Origin of the sequence: Nereida sp. MMG025 (assembly GCF_021654165.1) — a bacterium.
Lineage (GTDB): Bacteria > Pseudomonadota > Alphaproteobacteria > Rhodobacterales > Rhodobacteraceae > Nereida.
Genome location: NZ_JAKFZN010000003.1, coordinates 344,399 through 361,588, shown reverse-complemented (window position 1 = coordinate 361,588; position 17,190 = coordinate 344,399). Strand labels below are relative to the sequence as shown.

Here is a 17,190-nt window from a genome sequence, read left to right as displayed (position 1 = left end):
TATGTGCGGTATTGTAGGTGTGTTGGGCAACCACGAAGCGGCCCCAATTTTGGTCGATGCGCTGCGGCGTTTGGAATATCGCGGCTACGACAGCGCGGGCATTGCCACGGTCAAAGACGGCGTGCTGGATCGCCGCCGTGCTGTGGGCAAACTGGTCAACCTTGCCGATCTTTTGGTGCATGAACCGCTGGCTGGCAAGTCAGGGATCGGCCACACCCGTTGGGCCACGCACGGCGAGCCTTCGGTCAAGAATGCGCACCCCCATCTGGCAGGCCGTGTTGCGGTCGTTCACAACGGTATCGTCGAGAATTTCAAAGACCTGCGCGCCGAATTGGCCGCCGCTGGCATGGGCTATGAAACAGATACCGACACCGAAACCGTTGCGCTGCTGACAGAACATCACATGGCCCAGGGCATGTCCCCCACCCAAGCGGCAGAGGCCACAATCGGGCGATTGCACGGCGCGTTTGCCTTGTGCTTTTTGTTCCACGGGGAAGAGGATTTGATGATCGCCGCGCGTAAGGGCTCTCCGCTGGCAATCGGCCATGGGGACGGCGAAATGTTTGTGGGCTCGGACGCCATCGCATTGGCCCCCATGACCAACCAGATCACCTATCTTGAAGAGGGCGATTGGGCCGTTTTGACCCGCACATCGCTTGAAATTCGCGATGCCAATGGGGCGTTGGCCAACCGCGCCGTCAAGACCATCCAGATTGACACCGCACAGGTGGAAAAAGGCGGTCACAAACACTTCATGGCCAAGGAAATCGCCGAACAGCCCTCGGTCATTGGCAACGCGCTGAACCACTATTTGCGGGGCGGAAAAATCGACCTGCCAGAAGATCTGGATTTCACCAAAATTGACCGCATCACGATGGTCGCCTGCGGCACGGCCTATCTGGCCTGTCTGACCGCGAAATACTGGTTCGAACAGATTGCCCGCCTGCCCGTCGAAGTGGATGTCGCCTCTGAATTCCGTTACCGCGAACCGCCGATGACCAAAGGCACTGTGGCGCTTTTTGTCAGCCAGTCCGGTGAAACCGCCGATACGCTGGCCGCGCTGCGATACGCCAAAGATCACGCCGATCAGATCGTCAGTGTGGTGAACGTGCCCGAAAGCTCGATCAGCCGCGAGGCCGATGTGTCGCTGCCCATTCTGGCAGGCACCGAAATCAGCGTGGCATCGACCAAGGGCTTCACCTGCCAGTTGACCGTTTTGATGGTCATGGCACTGAAAGCCGCCCATCAACGCGGGCATCTGGACGATGAACATCTGGCGCAAAACCTGATGCATCTGCGCGAAATTCCGGGGCTGATGAACCACGCGCTGGCCGATACGACGCCCGCACAAAAGGTGAGCCGCAAGCTGGCCCAAGCCACCGATATCTTGTTTTTGGGGCGCGGCCCGATGTTTGCACTGGCCCTTGAGGGTGCATTAAAACTCAAGGAAATCAGCTATATACACGCCGAAGGCTATGCATCAGGTGAACTGAAGCACGGCCCCATCGCGCTGGTCGACAAAAAGACGCCTGTGATCGTTTTTGCGCCGCGCGACAGTTTGTTCGAAAAAACCATCAGCAACATGCAAGAGGTCATGGCACGGGGCGGCAAGGTCCTGTTGGTGACCGACGAAAAAGGGGCCGAAGAAGCAGGCAACGGCGTGTGGGAGACGATCATCATGCCCGAGGTGGCCGACGCTTTTGCCCCGATGCTCTATGCGATCCCGGCCCAACTTCTGGCCTATCACACGGCGATTGCCAAAGGCACCGATGTGGACCAGCCGCGCAATCTGGCCAAATCCGTGACGGTGGAATAGATGACCCCCGACGCCGCCATTGCCGCGCTGGAAGGGCACGCTGATCCCGCCAAGGCGATCGGGCTGGAGACCTATCACAAGATCGACCGCCCCTATCTGGGCGTGCCGACCCCCGCGATTGATGCGCTTTGCAAAGACTGGCGCAGCGCCTGTGATCTGGATGGCCGATTGGTCCTCGCCAATGGCCTTTGGGACACCAACATCTTTGAAGCGCGTATCGCGGCGGCCAAGTTGCTGACGCAGGCGCGTATCCGCCCCGATGACACAGGCGCGTGGGATTTGATCTGCGCGTGGGTGCCGCAGTTTGACAGTTGGGCCATCGCCGATGCGGTGTGCGGGGCGGGCGCCAAACGCCTTGTTTGGGATCCGTCGCGGCTGGACACTGTCGACGGCTGGACCAGCTCTGATCATATGTGGTCGCGCCGCGCCACACTTGTGATGACCCTGCCATGGACCAAGCAGAACAACCCCAAACCCCAAGACGAAGCTGTCCGCGACCGTGTGCTTGGGTGGGCCGCGGGTTATGTGGGCGATCCTGACTGGTTCATGCAAAAGGCCGTGGCTTGGTGGCTGCGCGAGCTGAGCAAACACGACAGCGCGCGTGTGCATGCGTTTCTGGCGCAGCATGGCGATCAGATGAAGCCCTTTGCCCGCAAGGAAGCCTCGCGCAAACTGGCCGCGCAGGATTATGCGCGCTTGTTCAGAGGCAAATAGAGCCTAACGGCGGAATACCTGAACCTCTGGCAATCCTGTCAGTGGGGCACCGATCAGGCGCATCGCAGGAAGCGACAGGCGTGACCCTGCCGTGGCAGGCCCGTCGATGGGGCGCAACTCAACCACCACCGATTTGCCCTGATAGGTCACGCGCCCTTCTGCGACTTCGCTGACCAAAGGTGTCGCCAGCCAGAACCCGGGGTCCGTGGGCGACCCCAGAGTGGCGATTGTGCTGCCCAAGGCGCGTTCGGTCGTGTCTTCGGGTGGTTTGGCTGCGGCCTGCACCACCTCTGCGCGTTCCTGTGCTGTTGATGTATCAAACTGCTCAACCGTGCGGGCCGATGTGGGCGGCGGCGGTGGCTTTGGCACGGATGTATTCAGCGCCGCGGGTCGCGCCTGCGGGCGGGTACTATCGCTTTGGGCTGCGTCCTCTACATTGGGTGCGCTGTCGACTGCGGTTTGCGGGGCCAGTTGTGCGCACCCTGCCAAACCCAAACTCATGATCATCACTGCGTATTTCATTGCGCCACGCTACGCGCCCACCTGCGGCGCTGCAATCCCCGATCTGGTGCGAAAGTCTCTTGTGGCGAAACCTCGCAACACATAACCTGAATATATGGAAAGCCCTTTGATTGATCCGTTCGCTCGCGCAATCACCTATCTGCGCCTGTCCGTGACCGACCGTTGCGATTTTCGCTGCGTCTATTGCATGTCGGAAAACATGACGTTCCTTCCCAAAAAAGACCTGCTGACGCTGGAAGAACTGGACCGCCTGTGCACGCGATTTATCGCCATGGGCGTGCGCAAACTGCGCATCACCGGCGGCGAGCCTTTGGTGCGCAAAGGCATCATGACGTTTTTCGAGGCCATGTCGCGCCATCTGGCCAGCGGTGATCTGGACGAACTGACGCTGACCACCAACGGCAGCCAGCTGGAAAAATACGCCCAAGCCCTTGCCGATTGCGGGGTGCGGCGCATCAACGTCAGCCTTGATACGCTGGATGAAGCCAAATTTGCCGAAGTCACCCGTTGGGGCCGCCTGCCCCAAGTGCTGCGCGGTCTGGAGGCTGCGCAAAAAGCGGGGCTGCGGGTCAAGCTGAACGCGGTCGCGCTCAAAGGCTTCAACGAAAGCGAGCTTTTGACGCTGGCCCAATACTGCGCCGAACACGACATGGATATGACGTGGATCGAGGTCATGCCGATGGGCGACATCGGCAATGAAAACCGCATCGGACAGTTCTGGTCGCTCAAGGATCTGCGGGCCGAACTGGCCAAACACTACACGCTGATTGATCTGGCCGAGCGCACAGGCGGCCCTGCCCGCTATGTGCAGCTGCAAGAAACGGGTCAGAAGATCGGGTTCATCACCCCGCTCAGCCATAATTTCTGCGAAAGCTGCAACCGTGTGCGCGTGACCTGCACAGGCGAGATTTACACATGCCTTGGCCAAGACGGCATGTCTGATCTGCGCGCGCCCCTGCGGGCCAGCGACGATGACACGCTGTTGGATGACGCCATTCGCGCCGCCATCGGACTGAAACCCAAGGGCCATGATTTCGACTATTCGCGCCAAACGGTCGAAGGCCAGGTCGCCCGCCACATGAGCCATACAGGTGGCTAGGCTTTTGCGGATTTTGTGGCGCATCGGCGTCGCCGTCTTGCTGACAATCCTGACACAACTGGGCGGCGTGGCTTATGTGATCTCGCTGTTTTTCCGCCGCCGCCTTCTGGCATTTGGGCTTCTATATACCGCCCTGTCGATCACCGCTTTGATCGTGGCCCCGCACTTTGGCCGCACCGCCCTGCCGTGTCTGGGCGATCGTGATCTGAAGGTCGCGAGCCCGCTCTATTGCGCCTTGAACCGTCAATACGTCAGCCCGCCCGTCAAAGACCTGCTGAGCGACCTTGCATCCACGATGACGGACGCCCATCCGAACACCCAAACTCTTGTTCTGGATGCGAATTTCCCGTTCCTCGACGGCTTTCCCCTGTTGCCGCATCTCAGCCATGATGACGGCGACAAGGTCGATCTGGCGTTCTTTTATGCAGATGAAACTGGCTATCTGCGCGGGGCGATGCGCTCTCCAATCGGGTATTTTGCGTTTGAAGACGGCCCCACCGATTGCCCCAAAGTCTGGCCAAGCCTGAGGTGGGATATGGGGGTGGTGCAACCGCTCTGGGCGGATTATGCGCTTGATCTGCCGCGCATGCGCACCGTGATGACCGCGCTGACCCAAGACGCGCGTGTCGGCAAGGTGTTCCTTGAGCCGCATCTGACCGACCAACTTGGCGCCAGCCACCCAAAACTACGGTTTCAAGGATGCCGCGCCGCGCGGCATGACGATCACATCCACTTGCAGCTTTGATGCCCGCCTCTGCCCTGATATAGCCGCTGGCATGAGCCCGCGTATCGACGTCATTACCCCCCATATGAAGCGCCGCCAGACAGGCGTGACCACCAGTTTCAAGGCGGTGGTGCCCCTTGTGGCGCAGCAGGTGGCGCTGGCGAGCTATGGCACCGTCTCGTTTGACGGTATTCCGCATCTGGATCGCCGTGCCCTTGTGTCCTTGCCCAACACGCCGCGTATCTGGCACGCGCGGCGCAACAATGAATTGATCGCAGGGCTGGCCTATAAATGGCTTTTGCGGCGGCGGCTGAACCTTGTGTTCACCTACGCCAAGCAAAGCCCGCCCAGTTGGATCACGCGATTTTTGATGCGCCGCTGTGCAGCTTTGATCGCGGTCTCGCCTGCGGCAGCCGAACGGGCGGGCCTGCCTTGCACTGTCATTCCGCACGGCATTAATGTGGCCACATTCACGCCTGCGTCAGTCTCAGAAAAGCACGACCTGCGGGGGCATCTGGGGTTGCCCCAGGGTGTCACCCTTTTGGGCTGCTTTGGACGGCTGCGCGAAGACAAGGGCACCGGCGATCTGATCGATGCACTGGCGGCTGTTTTGCCAGATCACCCGCAGGCCCATGTGGTGCTGATCGGGGCAGCCTTGGGCAAACACGACGCGTTTGTCCAAGCCAAACTTGAAACCCTCAAAACACGCGGGCTGCTGGCCCGCATTCATCTCATTCCAGAAGTCCCCGCCACGCAAATCGCCGCCTATTACCGTGCGCTTGATCTCTATGTCGCGCCATCGTGGAAAGAAGGGTTCGGTCTGACCGTGGCCGAAGCGATGGCCTGCGCCCTGCCCGTGATCGCCACCAAAACAGGCTACGCCCCCGAATTGATCGCCGCCAGCGGTCAGGGCCAGTTGGTCAATCCGCGCGACGTAGGTGCCCTCGGATCGGCGCTTGCATCGGCCCTATCCAAGCCTGCGGGCGCCGATCAAACAGCGCGCCGCTCTATCGTGGATCAATTATCCATTGAGGCGGAATCCACTGCAATCACAAAGGTTTATAAAGACCTTTTACCCTAGTGGCATCCGTTGCTCGGCCACTTCGGCCCACCACGAACAGCCCGCAGGGATGGCCTCGTCATTAAAGTTGTACTCGGGATGATGCACGGGCGCGCTGTCCCCGTTGCCCATCAAAATATACGCCCCAGGGCGCGCATTGAGCAAAAACGCAAAGTCCTCGCCACCCATGATCAACGGCGCATCCGCGCATTGCCCCGATACCGCGCGCGCCGCCGCCGCTGCGTGATCGGTTTCGGCGTCGTGATTGGCCATCACCGGGTAGTTGCGCAGGTAATCCACCTCGGCGGTGCCCCCAAATGTCGCTGCAACCCCGCGGGCAATGTCGCCCAAACGCGCCTCGGCCAGATCGCGCACGCCCTCATCCAGCGTGCGCACCGTGCCTTTCAGCGTCACAGCCGACGGGATCACATTATGCGCCTTGCTTTCGGTCTCGAAACTGGTCACTGAGACAACCACCTGCTTGGTTGGATCCACATTGCGGCTCGCGATGGTTTGCAACGCGATCACAATATGGCTGGCCATCACAGTGGTATCGACCGTCTCATGCGGTTTGGCGGCATGCCCCCCCGCGCCCTTGACCTCAATTGTCCAGTTGTCAGCGGCTGCAAAAAACGGCCCCGACCGGATCGAAAATGTACCAGCCTCAACACCGGGCCAATTGTGCATGCCGTACACTTCTTGAATGTTCCACCGCTCCATCATGCCATCGTTGACCATCTCGCGCCCGCCGCCGCCGCCTTCTTCGGCCGGCTGAAAGATCACCACAACGGTGCCATCAAAATTGCGGGTCTCGGCCAGATATTTCGCCGCCCCAAGCAGCATGGCCGTATGCCCGTCATGGCCGCACGCGTGCATCTTGCCCTCTGTTTTGCTGGCATAGGCCAACCCCGTCGCTTCCAAAATCGGCAGCGCATCCATATCCGCGCGCAACCCGACGACCCGACCCTTCGTGTCCGCACGCCCCTTGATCACTCCCACAACGCCTGTGCGTCCGATGCCTTCAACCACCTCGTCACAGTCAAAGGCCCGCAGCTTTTCAGCCACAATCCCTGCGGTGCGGTGGGTATCAAACATCAATTCCGGGTTTTCATGCAAATCACGGCGCCAAGCGGTGATCTCTGGCAACATCTCGGAAAAACGGTTTTTTATCGGCATCAGAACGCGCCTCCTCCCTCTCAAGATGAAGCCCCGTTATTTCACGCACAAGCCCCATATTTCTTTTGTTCAAAAATATCCGCGCCGCAGGCCAGATTTTTCCAGAAAAATCTGCCACCCGAAAAGTCTTCCCAGAAGACTTTTCTTCACTCCATCCGCTTGCGAATAGATCGCACCATCCACCAAACCCCGAGGATCACAACAGGCGTGGCAAGGGCCGCCAGCAGAATTTTCGAAACTCCCACCGTCGCGCCCACCGGCCCAAGCACATAAAGCACAAGGTTTACGGCGTAATAGCTGATCGCAACAACCGACAAACCCTCAACGGTTTTTTGCAAGCGCAGCTGCAGATCGGCCCGTTCGTCCATGCTTTCAAGCAAGGACTGGTTCTGTGCGGATCGGTCCACATCGACGCGAGTGCGCAGCAGTTCGGCTGCACGTACCGCGCGCCCCGCCATCGCCTGTAACCGGTTTTCTGTGGATTTGACCGTCCGCATGGCAGGATCAAACCGGCGCATCATGAATTCAGCAAAGGTCTGGCGCCCCTCAAAGCGATCCTCGCGCAGCACATCAATTCGTTGATTCACAATCGCCTCATAAGCCCCTGTCGCGCCAAAGCGGAAGGTCGATTTCGCAATAAGGTTTTCCAATTCGGCCGAGATTGCGAGCAATGAATTCAGCGTATGATCGGGCCGGATCCCTTGCGACGTCATCTCACCCACCAATTTGGACAAATCCGCCTCCAAGGCGCCCATGCGTCCGCTCATGTCACGGACACGCGCCAGGCCAAGCATCGACATGCTTTTGTAGGTCTCGATTTCGCACAGCCGTTGGACAATCCGTCCAATGCGACGCGCCCCGGTGTCGGGGTTCACGAAAGCCGCAAAGCGCATGTGACCCGCAGGATCAATCCGAAAATCCCCCGCAATCACCGCCGTGTCGTCCAGCACCGAACTCACCGCAAGGCTTTCTGCGACAAACCAGTCTTTGATCTTCTCACTGATCCCGTTCTCAGGCTTGCGCAGATCCACCCTGATGAGGGCCGAGGTGATCCGCGCTCCGGGGCTGGACGCCAGCCAATCATTCGGAAAGACGTCGAACCCACTGGGATCAAAGGGTTTATCGCTCAACCCGTCCTCGAAAGCGGTATAGGTCACAAATTCTGTATGCTGCTCCCATTTCAGCGTGTAGCGTCCCAACTTGCCAAAATAATGTGTCGCATCTGGCTGCGGGTGCGGTGCGCCGTAACGGTCCAAAAGGGCAATCAGATGGGCGCGGTCGGCATCACGGTCACGGGCCACGGCATCTTTGGGCTGCTTGACTGCCAGATAAGCCGCCATACATGGCGCTTCGAGCGATGGAAACGGACGCGCGTGCAACTCATTTGCCAGCGGATAGCGTAACGGATGGTCTTCAATCGGGCTCATGACGTGGGTGCCCTCCTTGCCTGCGTATTTGTAACATAGGGCATCCGTTCTCTGGGTAAATCCACAAAATGCAATGTTTCAAGGGGTTTACAGTGTGCCAATGTATGCGCTTCCACCTATCGGCAACCATTTGCACCAAGATAAGGAAACACGCTTGCATATCCTGACAGTTTTTGTCAGATTATAGGTATGGACGAACCTACGTTACACCCTGACCCTGACCCGCAGATCAAACTGATCGACGCGCGCGAGCTGCTTGGAGACGCGACCCGTGTTGGGCTGATGTTGGACGGTATGTTGTATATGCTGCGCCTGACCCGCAACGGCAAACTGATCCTGACAAAGTAGCCATGGCCAAAGTCCCGTCCCCCTGTATTGATGTGTGCAAATACAAACGCCAAGGCCACTGTATCGGCTGCGCCATGACTAAGGCGCAAAAGTCCCTGTTCAAATCGCTCAAAAAAGCAAAACACCAGCAAGCCTTTGTCGACATGCTGGTGCTTCAACAAGAGAGTATGGGCAAATTCAAAGCGTGGCCTCCAGCCTACGCCAAAAAATGCGCCAAAAAAGGCGTGTCTTACCCGTTCAAATAATCAGCGCAGGTGAGCGCGCAGCATCCATGCAAACTTTTCATGGGTCTGCCCCCGCGCAATGGCCAGATCTTCGGTCAGCGTGTCACCATGTTCAGCCGCTAATGCACCCGCAGCCGCCAAAGTGGCGGCAAGCGTTTCCTGCGCCGCCTGCATCGCTGCGACCATGGTTTTGTCATCCGCATGGCCGTCATGCTCACTCACTTTCGAGCGCTTCAGCATCCCCGACAGCATTCCGTCAGCGTGACCGTCCAAGGCCTTAATCCGCTCGGCCAAATCATCCTGCGCCACAAAGTGATCCTCGTAAATCTCTTGGAACAGCGCGTGCAGCGGACCAAACGCCATGCCCGTCACGTTCCAATGGAAATTCTGGGCCAGCATTGTTGTCACGGCTGTTTCTGCGACGGATTGGTTCAGCGCTTCTACAATCGCTTCTCGGGCTGACGGACTGAGGTCGGTTGCAGGTTGTGTCATATCGTAGGTCCTTCAAATCAAAAATTATCAGCTGGCGATGGCTTGCTTAGGGCTTAAACTAAGCTCTCGCAGTGGACTGTCCAGTCGAGAAGCCGCCTGACAGGCCAGAACATGCAATGCGCCCGCTTGCGCGCGGCTCATACGACTGCGCATAGCAAAGGTGTAACGCTCTGCATCCGCTGACATAATTGCGTCAAACAGGTTCAAAAGCCACGTTTCGTCAAACGACCGCTCTCCGTCACAGAGCCGGAAAAAGACCATGCGGCGCCCGATGGCTTGGGGCAAACGCGCCATGAAAACGGCCAGCGGGGACTCGTCATGCCGTACGGGATGCAGACAGAGCTGGCGTCCTAAGGTGCGGATGACAAAAAGGGTTTTTGCTTCATTTTTCATTTCCTGACAAATATAGTCGGAAATAAACAGATCTTCAACGGACAAAACCAAAAAAGGCCGCGCCAGAGTGGCGCGGCCTTAAAGGTAAGGTGGATTTGAATCCACCTTCGTTAATCAATCATCGGCAACAACTTGTCCAAGCTGGCTTTTGCATCGCCATAAAACATCCGTGTGTTCTCTTTAAAGAACAGCGGGTTTTCGATGCCTGAATAGCCTGTGCCTTGACCACGTTTGGACACAAACACCTGCTTGGCTTTCCAGCATTCCAGAACGGGCATACCAGCAATGGGGCTGTTGGGATCGTCCTGCGCCGCAGGGTTCACGATGTCGTTCGACCCGATCACGATGGCCACATCTGTATCAGGGAAATCATCGTTGATCTCATCCATCTCCAGAACGATGTCATAGGGCACCTTGGCCTCCGCCAGCAGCACGTTCATGTGACCGGGCAAACGGCCCGCAACAGGGTGGATCGCAAAGCGCACGGTCTTGCCCTTGGCGCGCAGTTTGCGCACCAGTTCGGCCACGCCCGTTTGCGCCTGCGCCACCGCCATGCCGTAGCCCGGGATGATGACAACGCTGTCCGCGTCGTTCAGCGCCGCGGCCACACCGTCTGCCTCGATGGCGACTTGCTCGCCCTCAACGGCCATCTGCTCACCTGCAGGGCCACCAAAGCCGCCCAAGATGACAGACACGAACGAACGGTTCATCGCTTTACACATGATGTAGGACAAGATCGCCCCCGACGAGCCGACCAGTGCACCCACAACAATCAACAGATCATTGCCAAGCGAGAAGCCGATTGCCGCCGCAGCCCACCCCGAATAGGAGTTCAGCATCGACACAACCACAGGCATGTCCGCGCCGCCGATCCCCATGATCAGGTGATAGCCGATGAACAGACCCGCAATGGTCAACAGGACAAGCGCCCACGACCCAGACCCGCCCAGATAAAGCACCAACAACAGCACCGACAAAGCCGCCGCTGCCGCGTTCAGATAGTGACCACCCGGCAGCTTGTTTGCGCCCGTGTCCACTTTGAACGGCAACATCGACGACCCACCTGCCAGTTTGGCATAAGCGATGACCGAGCCCGTGAAGGTCACAGCACCGATCCAGATGCCAAGCACCAGCTCAACGCGCAGAATACCGATCTCGACGCTCGATTTTTTGGCGATCAACTGCCCGAAGGTGGACAGCTCGGCATAGGCCGCGGCAGGCAAGCTGCCCGCGCCCAACACGCCACCGTTTTCAACAAAGATGTTGCCGATGTAGTTGATCATAATGTCGGCGTTAAAGCCCACAAAGACGGCGGCCAAACCGACCAGACTGTGCATGATGGCCACCAGTTCGGGCATCTGCGTCATCTGCACTTTGGTGGCCAGTTGGTATCCAACAGCCGCACCGCCGCCGATCAGGATCAGGCTCAGCAGCCACATCCCCGATCCCGGACCAAAGAGTGTTGCCAGCACGGCAATCGCCATGCCCGCGATGCCATACCAGACCGCGCGTTTTGCGCTTTCCTGACCCGACAAGCCGCCAAGCGACAGAATGAAAAGAATAGCGGCGACCACATAGGCCGCGATGGTGAATGCGTTTTCCATATCCCCTGCCCCTTACGATTTTTGGAACATGGCGAGCATGCGCCGTGTCACGAGGAAACCACCGAAAATATTGACGGAGGCCATGAAAATACCAAGCGCTGCAAGCAGCGTGATCAGCAGCGATGTCGACCCGATCTGGATCAGCGCACCCAGAATGATGATCGACGAAATCGCGTTGGTGACAGCCATCAGCGGTGTGTGCAGCGAATGGGCCACATTCCAGATCACCTGGAAACCGATGAACACCGACAACACAAACACGATGAAGTGCTGCATAAAGCTGGCAGGCATGCCGGGGATCGACCCGATGCCCAACAGCACAGCCGCGCCAATCGCAATCAGACCCACTTGGGTCTGGGTTTGCTTTTTGAAGGCCGCAACCTCTTCGGCGCGGATCTCTTCTGGTGTTTTCTCTTTGATCGGCTCTTTCTTTTGCACCGCAATCGCAGCCACCTTGGGGGGCGGCGGCGGGAAGGTCACGGCCTTCTCATGGGTGATCGTCGCACCGCGGATCACATCATCTTCCATGTCATGCACGATCACACCGTCCTTTTCAGGGGTCAGATCGGTCAGCATGTGACGGATGTTTGTCGAATAAAGCGTCGAGGATTGCGAGGCCATCTGGCTCGGGAAATCCGTATAACCGATGATGGTCACGCCGTTGTCGGTGACCACTTTCTCGTCCATCTTGGTCAGCTCGCAGTTGCCGCCCTTTTCGGCCGCAAGGTCTACGATAACCGAACCCGGCTTCATCATCTCGACCATGTCTTTGGTCCAAAGGATGGGGGCCGCGCGGTTGGGGATCAGCGCCGTGGTGATCACGATATCCATATCAGGCGCGATCTCGCGGAACTTCTCAAGCTGCTTGGCCTGAAATTCAGGGCTGGAGGGCGGCGCGTAGCCGCCTGTTTCGGCACCATCTGGCAATTCGCTGTCATCGAACTCAAGGAACACAAATTCTGCGCCCATCGATTCAATCTGTTCTGCCACTTCGGGGCGCACGTCAAAGGCGTAAGTGATCGCGCCAAGTGATGTGGATGTGCCGATCGCGGCCAGACCCGCAACGCCAGCCCCCACAACCAAAACCTTCGCAGGCGGAACCTTACCCGCAGCTGTCACCTGACCGGTAAAGAAACGGCCAAAGTTGTTGCCCGCCTCAATAACCGCGCGGTAGCCCGCGATATTGGCCATCGACGACAGCGCGTCCATTTTCTGGGCGCGACTGATGCGCGGCACCATATCCATGGCGATAACGGTGCTGCCCTTCTTGGCGGCAGCCTCCATCAGCTTTTCATTGGCAGCAGGATAGAAGAAGGAAATCAGCGTCTGACCATCGCGCAGCTTTTTGCTTTCCGCGTCCGATGGCGGGCGCACTTTGGCGACAACATCCGCGCCTTTCCAAAGGGCCGCGGCGGTTTTGACAACCTCAACGCCTGCGTCTTTATAGGCAGCATCGGAAAAACCGGCCTCAGCGCCAGCGCCCGTTTCGATCATGCATGTATGACCAAGTTTTTGCAGTTGCAGCGCACTGTCTGGCGTCATCGCCACACGGCGTTCGCCTTCGAATGTCTCTTTAGGTGCCCCAATGATCATGGTGGTCCTGTCCCCTTTTTTGTCCGTCGTCACGCATATAGCGCGCCCAGATACCAGCGCCACTAGCGAGGCAACGGCCCCTGCGCAAGACCTGCGCCAATAGTTGGGGCGCTAACAGGTCAATCCGTCGCCAAAATCACACCCAACGTCGCGTTTTGTCCATATATTGCTGGTATTGCATACCAAAGGATACCAAAAGACGGCGCTCTTCCGGCACGATAAATCGCGTTTCCAAGACCCAAAACAGGATCGGAATCAGCGGCAGCGACAGCACCGCATCCCACCGCAAGATCAGCCCCGTCAGGATCAGCATATCGGCCAGATAAATCGGATTGCGTGATCGGTTGTAAATCCCGCTGGTGATCAGCGCGTTCGCGTCCTGATGCGGAACAACGCTGGTTTTGTGGGTGCGAAATTCCATGAAGGCCAGCAACATCAGTAAAATACCCCCGCCCACCAGCAAGCCACCTGCGAAATCGGCCCACATGCCGCCAAAGCTGGTGCCATAGGTAAAATTGCGCGCTTGCCACCACGCGATGACGCAGGCCAGCAGCAACCAAAGTGGCGGCATGTCAAACATTTGTCGTAGGGTCAGCTTCATGGGGTTCAGTCTTGCCCTGCCGCAGCCCTTGGCACAAGGTATGACTTCTGGGGGAGGACATCGAATGCATCTGACAGGCAAACACGCATTGGTCACAGGCGGCGGCACTGGCATCGGACTGGCCATTGCCAAACGGCTGCAAGCCGATGGCGCCACCGTCACCATCACAGGCCGCCGTCTGCACGTGCTTCAGGACGTTGGCCAAGGCATGAACGCCCTGACCATGGACGTCACCGACGAGGCCGCAACCCGCAGCGCCATCGCGCGGGCCGCCGATCACTTTGGCCCCATCGACATCTGTGTCGCCAACGCAGGCATCGCCGAAGGGCGTGCCTTTGCCAAAGCGGATATGGAACATTGGCGCAAGATCATGGCCACCAACCTCGACGGGGCCTTCACCACCATTCAGGCCAGTATGGAGACCATGCCAGCCAACTGGGGCCGCGTGATTGCCGTGTCGTCCATCGCCGGTGTGCGCGGCCTCAAAGGGGCCATCGCCTATACCGCGTCAAAACACGGGCTGATCGGGCTGATCCGCGGCCTGTCCGAGGAATACATGCGCCCCGCACAGCCCAGTGGCATCACCTTCAACGCGATCTGTCCGGGCTATGTGGACACCGACATCGTGACCCGTAACAGCCGCGCCATCGCAGGCGCCAGCGGGATGACCGAAGATGACGCGCAACAAACGATGGTCCGCGCCAACCGCCACAAACGCCTGATCGACGCCGACGAGGTGGCAGACGTCGCCGCCATGCTCTGTGGCCCCAACTCGGGCTCGATCAACGGGCAGGCGCTGCAAATCGCAGGGGGGCAAGTGTGATGGATTTCGCCGCCACCAAAGCCCTGTTCCACCTGCCAGACGACATCATCTATCTGGATGGCAACTCCCTTGGCCCCCTGCCCAAAACCGCCGCCGCGCGGGTCGCGCAGACAGTCACCGACGAATGGGGGCAGATGCTGATCACCGGCTGGAACAAAGCAGGCTGGATGGACCAACCCACCGCCCTTGGCGACCGCATCGGTCGTCTGATCGGCGCGCCCAAAGGCCATGTGACCACAGGCGACACGCTCTCGATCAAAGTCTATCAGGCGCTCGCCGCCGCCCTTGCCAAAACGGGGCGCAAAGTGGTGCTGTCCGACACAGGCAACTTTCCCTCCGACCTTTACATGGCCGAAGGGCTGCTGCGCACGCTCGGCCCTGACTACCAGCTCAAAACCGTCCCGCCCCAAGACGTGGCCAAGCACCTTACCAAAGACGTCGGCGTGCTCATGCTCACCCAGATCGACTATCGCACAGGGCGCATGCACGACATGGCAGCCATGACCAAAGCCGCCCACGCGCAAGGCATCCTCACCATCTGGGATCTGGCCCATTCCGCGGGCGCCGTCGAGGTCGACCTGAGTGCCGCCGGGGCCGATTTCGCCGTGGGCTGCACCTATAAATACCTCAACGCAGGCCCGGGCGCGCCCGCTTTCATCTATGTGGCCCCGCAGCACGCAGACACCGCCCTGCCCGCGCTTTCGGGCTGGCTTGGCCACGAAGCCCCCTTCGCCTTTGCCCCCGCTTACGCCGCAGGCCACGGCATCGAACGGATGCGCGTGGGCACGCCGCCCGTTCTGCAGATGGCCGCGCTCGATGCCGCGCTTGATATCTGGGACACGGTGGATATGGCAGCCCTGCGCGCAAAATCTGTAACCTTATGCGACCGCTTCATCGCGGGGGTTGAGGCCGCTTGCCCCATGCTCACCCTCGCCTCGCCGCGCGATGCGACGCAGCGTGGCTCTCAGGTCAGCTTCCATTTCGAGAACGGCTACGCCGCCATGCAGGCTTGTATCGCCCGCGGCCTGATCGGGGATTTCCGCGCCCCCGACATCATGCGCTTCGGCTTTACCCCGCTTTACATCGACGAAGGCGATGTGGATGCGGCCATCGCAATCATCGTAGACATTATGACGACACGCGCCTGGGACGCCCCCGAATTTCACAGGCGCAACGCCGTGACATGATCCGCCCCTACCAGCCTTGCGATGCAGCGGCCTGCTACGGGGTCTTTTATCAGGCCGTGCACCAGACCGCCGCCCGCGATTACCCCAAACGGCATTTGCACGCTTGGGCGCCCTCGCCCGATATGCCCACCGATTGGCCCGACACTCTGGGCCAGCAGATGACCCTGACCGCACATGCCCCAAACCTATGTGGCTTTATCACGCTGGCCGATCACGGGTATCTGGATTTTCTCTACACCGCCCCAAGCCACGCCCGCCAAGGCATCGCCACAATGCTCTACCAAGCGGCCTTGCAAGATAACACAGCCCCCCACCTGACCACTGAGGCCAGTCACCTGTCACGCCCGTTTTTTCTCAAACACGGCTGGCACGAGGTTGCGGCCCAAAAGGTCGAACGCCACGGCCAGTGGATCACCAATTTTCAGATGGAATTGCACCGCTAGGCCGAGGCCCGAAGCCCCCGCCGCGCATCCGCAAACGCCCGCACCGCTTGGCCAAAGGCCGTAAACAGCGGCCGCGAGACAGGATCATTGGCGGCATTCCACTCGGGATGCCATTGCACCGACAGGGTAAACCCCTTGGCCCCTTCCACATAAATCGCCTCTGGCGTCCCATCGGGCGCATGGCCGTCGATGACCACACCCGCACCTGCCGTTTTGATGCCTTGGCCGTGCAGCGTGTTCGTCATCACCTCTTCAGCGCCCATCAGCCGCGCAAAGACACCTCCTTTGGTAAAGCGAACCGTGTGGCGCAGCGCAAACTTTTCTTCCAGCGTGCCATCGGGGGGCATGCGGTGATTGTCGCGCCCGGGCAGGTCGCGGATTTCGGGATAAAGCGTGCCGCCCATCGCCACATTCACTTCCTGAAACCCGCGGCACACGCCAAAGACGGGCTGGCCCGCCTCAACACAGGCGCGGATCAGCGGCAAGGCAACGGCGTCGCGTGCGCGATCAAAGACCCCATGGGCTTCCGTTTCGGCCTCGCCATATTCTTCGGGGTGCACATTGGGCCGTCCGCCCGTGAACAGAAAACCGTCACAGGCATCCATCAACTCGGCCACACTCACCAGCCGCGGATCAGACGGGATTAGCAGCGGCAAACACCCCGATACCTGCGCAATCGCTTCAGAGTTCATGGTCCCACCGGCATGAGCGGGGTATTCATCATTGATCAGATATGAATTGCCGATAATACCGACGATCGGTCGTGTCATGCGCTTTGGATCCTGTGTTCCCGTTGATGTTGAATGTATCAGCTTGAAAGGAAAGGGAAAGAGCACCAGGCCTGTGCAAAAACAAACGCTCCGCCCAAAAAATGGGCGAAGCGTTCGAAAATCGCGTCAGACGCGGAGCAGACGCTGCGCATACGCCCAGCAGACGGCGCAGGA

At 59.1% G+C, this 17,190-nt stretch carries 19 protein-coding genes; 10 read left to right on the top strand and 9 right to left on the bottom strand.

Annotated elements, in window-relative coordinates:
• Nucleotide 1 precedes the first annotated feature (1 nt).
• Both glmS and L1065_RS11040 read left to right on the top strand, forming a co-directional pair.
• A complete protein-coding gene (gene glmS, locus L1065_RS11045) occupies nucleotides 2-1,816 on the top strand; it encodes a glutamine--fructose-6-phosphate transaminase (isomerizing) (RefSeq protein WP_237095529.1) in 1,815 nt (604 codons plus the stop codon).
• Nucleotides 1,817-2,530 (top strand): DNA alkylation repair protein, encoded by a 714-nt coding sequence (locus L1065_RS11040; RefSeq protein ID WP_237095528.1) that lies wholly within the window; start codon nucleotides 1,817-1,819, stop codon nucleotides 2,528-2,530.
• Nucleotides 2,531-2,533: 3 nt separating this feature from the next.
• Here the strand turns inward: L1065_RS11040 and L1065_RS11035 are convergent, their stop codons facing one another.
• Entirely contained in the window at nucleotides 2,534-3,052 is a 519-nt protein-coding gene (locus L1065_RS11035) for a D-galactarate dehydratase (RefSeq protein ID WP_237095527.1), read from the bottom strand.
• Nucleotides 3,053-3,146: 94 nt separating this feature from the next.
• Between L1065_RS11035 and moaA the strand changes: the two genes are divergently transcribed.
• From moaA to L1065_RS11020, 3 genes are read left to right on the top strand one after another with little or no spacing between them, the layout of a single operon-like run.
• Entirely contained in the window at nucleotides 3,147-4,151 is a 1,005-nt protein-coding gene (moaA, locus tag L1065_RS11030) for a GTP 3',8-cyclase MoaA (RefSeq protein ID WP_237095526.1), read from the top strand.
• The gene (locus L1065_RS11025) at nucleotides 4,144-4,896 is read left to right on the top strand and encodes a hypothetical protein (protein WP_237095525.1); all 753 of its coding nucleotides are present in this window, start codon (nucleotides 4,144-4,146) and stop codon (nucleotides 4,894-4,896) included. Before moaA ends, L1065_RS11025 begins: the two co-directional genes overlap by 8 nt.
• Nucleotides 4,868-5,956, top strand: coding sequence for a glycosyltransferase family 4 protein (locus tag L1065_RS11020; protein ID WP_237095524.1), 1,089 nt, complete (start codon nucleotides 4,868-4,870; stop codon nucleotides 5,954-5,956). The genes L1065_RS11025 and L1065_RS11020 overlap by 29 nt, the downstream gene beginning before the upstream one ends.
• Here the strand turns inward: L1065_RS11020 and L1065_RS11015 are convergent.
• Entirely contained in the window at nucleotides 5,948-7,111 is a 1,164-nt protein-coding gene (locus tag L1065_RS11015) for a M20 aminoacylase family protein (protein ID WP_237095523.1), read from the bottom strand. The two genes, L1065_RS11020 and L1065_RS11015, sit on opposite strands and share 9 nt — an antisense overlap.
• A gap of 146 nt (nucleotides 7,112-7,257) precedes the next feature.
• Complete coding sequence (locus tag L1065_RS11010) at nucleotides 7,258-8,538, bottom strand: DUF3422 family protein (protein WP_237095522.1); 1,281 nt, start codon at nucleotides 8,536-8,538, stop codon at nucleotides 7,258-7,260.
• 189 nt (nucleotides 8,539-8,727) lie between these two features.
• Here L1065_RS11010 and hemP point away from each other — a divergent pair, with 189 nt between their 5' ends.
• Both hemP and L1065_RS11000 read left to right on the top strand, forming a co-directional pair.
• Nucleotides 8,728-8,886: a hemin uptake protein HemP gene (gene hemP, locus L1065_RS11005; RefSeq protein WP_237095521.1), complete on the top strand. Its 159-nt coding sequence runs from the start codon at nucleotides 8,728-8,730 to the stop codon at nucleotides 8,884-8,886.
• Between the two features lie 2 nt (nucleotides 8,887-8,888).
• Nucleotides 8,889-9,131: a DUF1289 domain-containing protein gene (locus tag L1065_RS11000; RefSeq protein WP_237095520.1), complete on the top strand. Its 243-nt coding sequence runs from the start codon at nucleotides 8,889-8,891 to the stop codon at nucleotides 9,129-9,131.
• Here the strand turns inward: L1065_RS11000 and L1065_RS10995 are convergent, their stop codons facing one another.
• From L1065_RS10995 to L1065_RS10975, 5 genes are all read right to left on the bottom strand, one after another.
• Complete coding sequence (locus L1065_RS10995) at nucleotides 9,132-9,602, bottom strand: Dps family protein (RefSeq protein WP_237095519.1); 471 nt, start codon at nucleotides 9,600-9,602, stop codon at nucleotides 9,132-9,134.
• Between the two features lie 27 nt (nucleotides 9,603-9,629).
• Entirely contained in the window at nucleotides 9,630-9,995 is a 366-nt protein-coding gene (locus tag L1065_RS10990) for a hypothetical protein (protein WP_237095518.1), read from the bottom strand.
• 110 nt (nucleotides 9,996-10,105) lie between these two features.
• Entirely contained in the window at nucleotides 10,106-11,599 is a 1,494-nt protein-coding gene (locus L1065_RS10985) for an NAD(P)(+) transhydrogenase (Re/Si-specific) subunit beta (RefSeq protein ID WP_237095517.1), read from the bottom strand.
• Between the two features lie 12 nt (nucleotides 11,600-11,611).
• On the bottom strand, nucleotides 11,612-13,192 hold the full coding sequence (locus tag L1065_RS10980) for a Re/Si-specific NAD(P)(+) transhydrogenase subunit alpha (protein WP_237095516.1): 1,581 nt from the start codon (nucleotides 13,190-13,192) through the stop codon (nucleotides 11,612-11,614).
• A gap of 136 nt (nucleotides 13,193-13,328) precedes the next feature.
• On the bottom strand, nucleotides 13,329-13,793 hold the full coding sequence (locus tag L1065_RS10975) for an isoprenylcysteine carboxylmethyltransferase family protein (RefSeq protein WP_237095515.1): 465 nt from the start codon (nucleotides 13,791-13,793) through the stop codon (nucleotides 13,329-13,331).
• Between the two features lie 64 nt (nucleotides 13,794-13,857).
• Here L1065_RS10975 and L1065_RS10970 point away from each other — a divergent pair, with 64 nt between their 5' ends.
• Genes L1065_RS10970 through L1065_RS10960 form a run of 3 tightly spaced genes read left to right on the top strand, consistent with a single transcriptional unit; the run spans nucleotide 13,858 to nucleotide 16,246 of the window.
• A complete protein-coding gene (locus L1065_RS10970) occupies nucleotides 13,858-14,616 on the top strand; it encodes an SDR family NAD(P)-dependent oxidoreductase (protein WP_237095514.1) in 759 nt (252 codons plus the stop codon).
• Entirely contained in the window at nucleotides 14,613-15,803 is a 1,191-nt protein-coding gene (gene kynU / locus L1065_RS10965) for a kynureninase (protein ID WP_237095513.1), read from the top strand. The genes L1065_RS10970 and kynU overlap by 4 nt, the downstream gene beginning before the upstream one ends.
• Nucleotides 15,800-16,246, top strand: coding sequence for a GNAT family N-acetyltransferase (locus tag L1065_RS10960; RefSeq protein WP_237095512.1), 447 nt, complete (start codon nucleotides 15,800-15,802; stop codon nucleotides 16,244-16,246). Before kynU ends, L1065_RS10960 begins: the two co-directional genes overlap by 4 nt.
• Here L1065_RS10960 and L1065_RS10955 read toward each other — a convergent pair.
• Entirely contained in the window at nucleotides 16,243-17,016 is a 774-nt protein-coding gene (locus tag L1065_RS10955; protein WP_237095511.1) for a gamma-glutamyl-gamma-aminobutyrate hydrolase family protein, read from the bottom strand. The genes L1065_RS10960 and L1065_RS10955 overlap by 4 nt on opposite strands.
• Nucleotides 17,017-17,190: the final 174 nt, after the last annotated feature.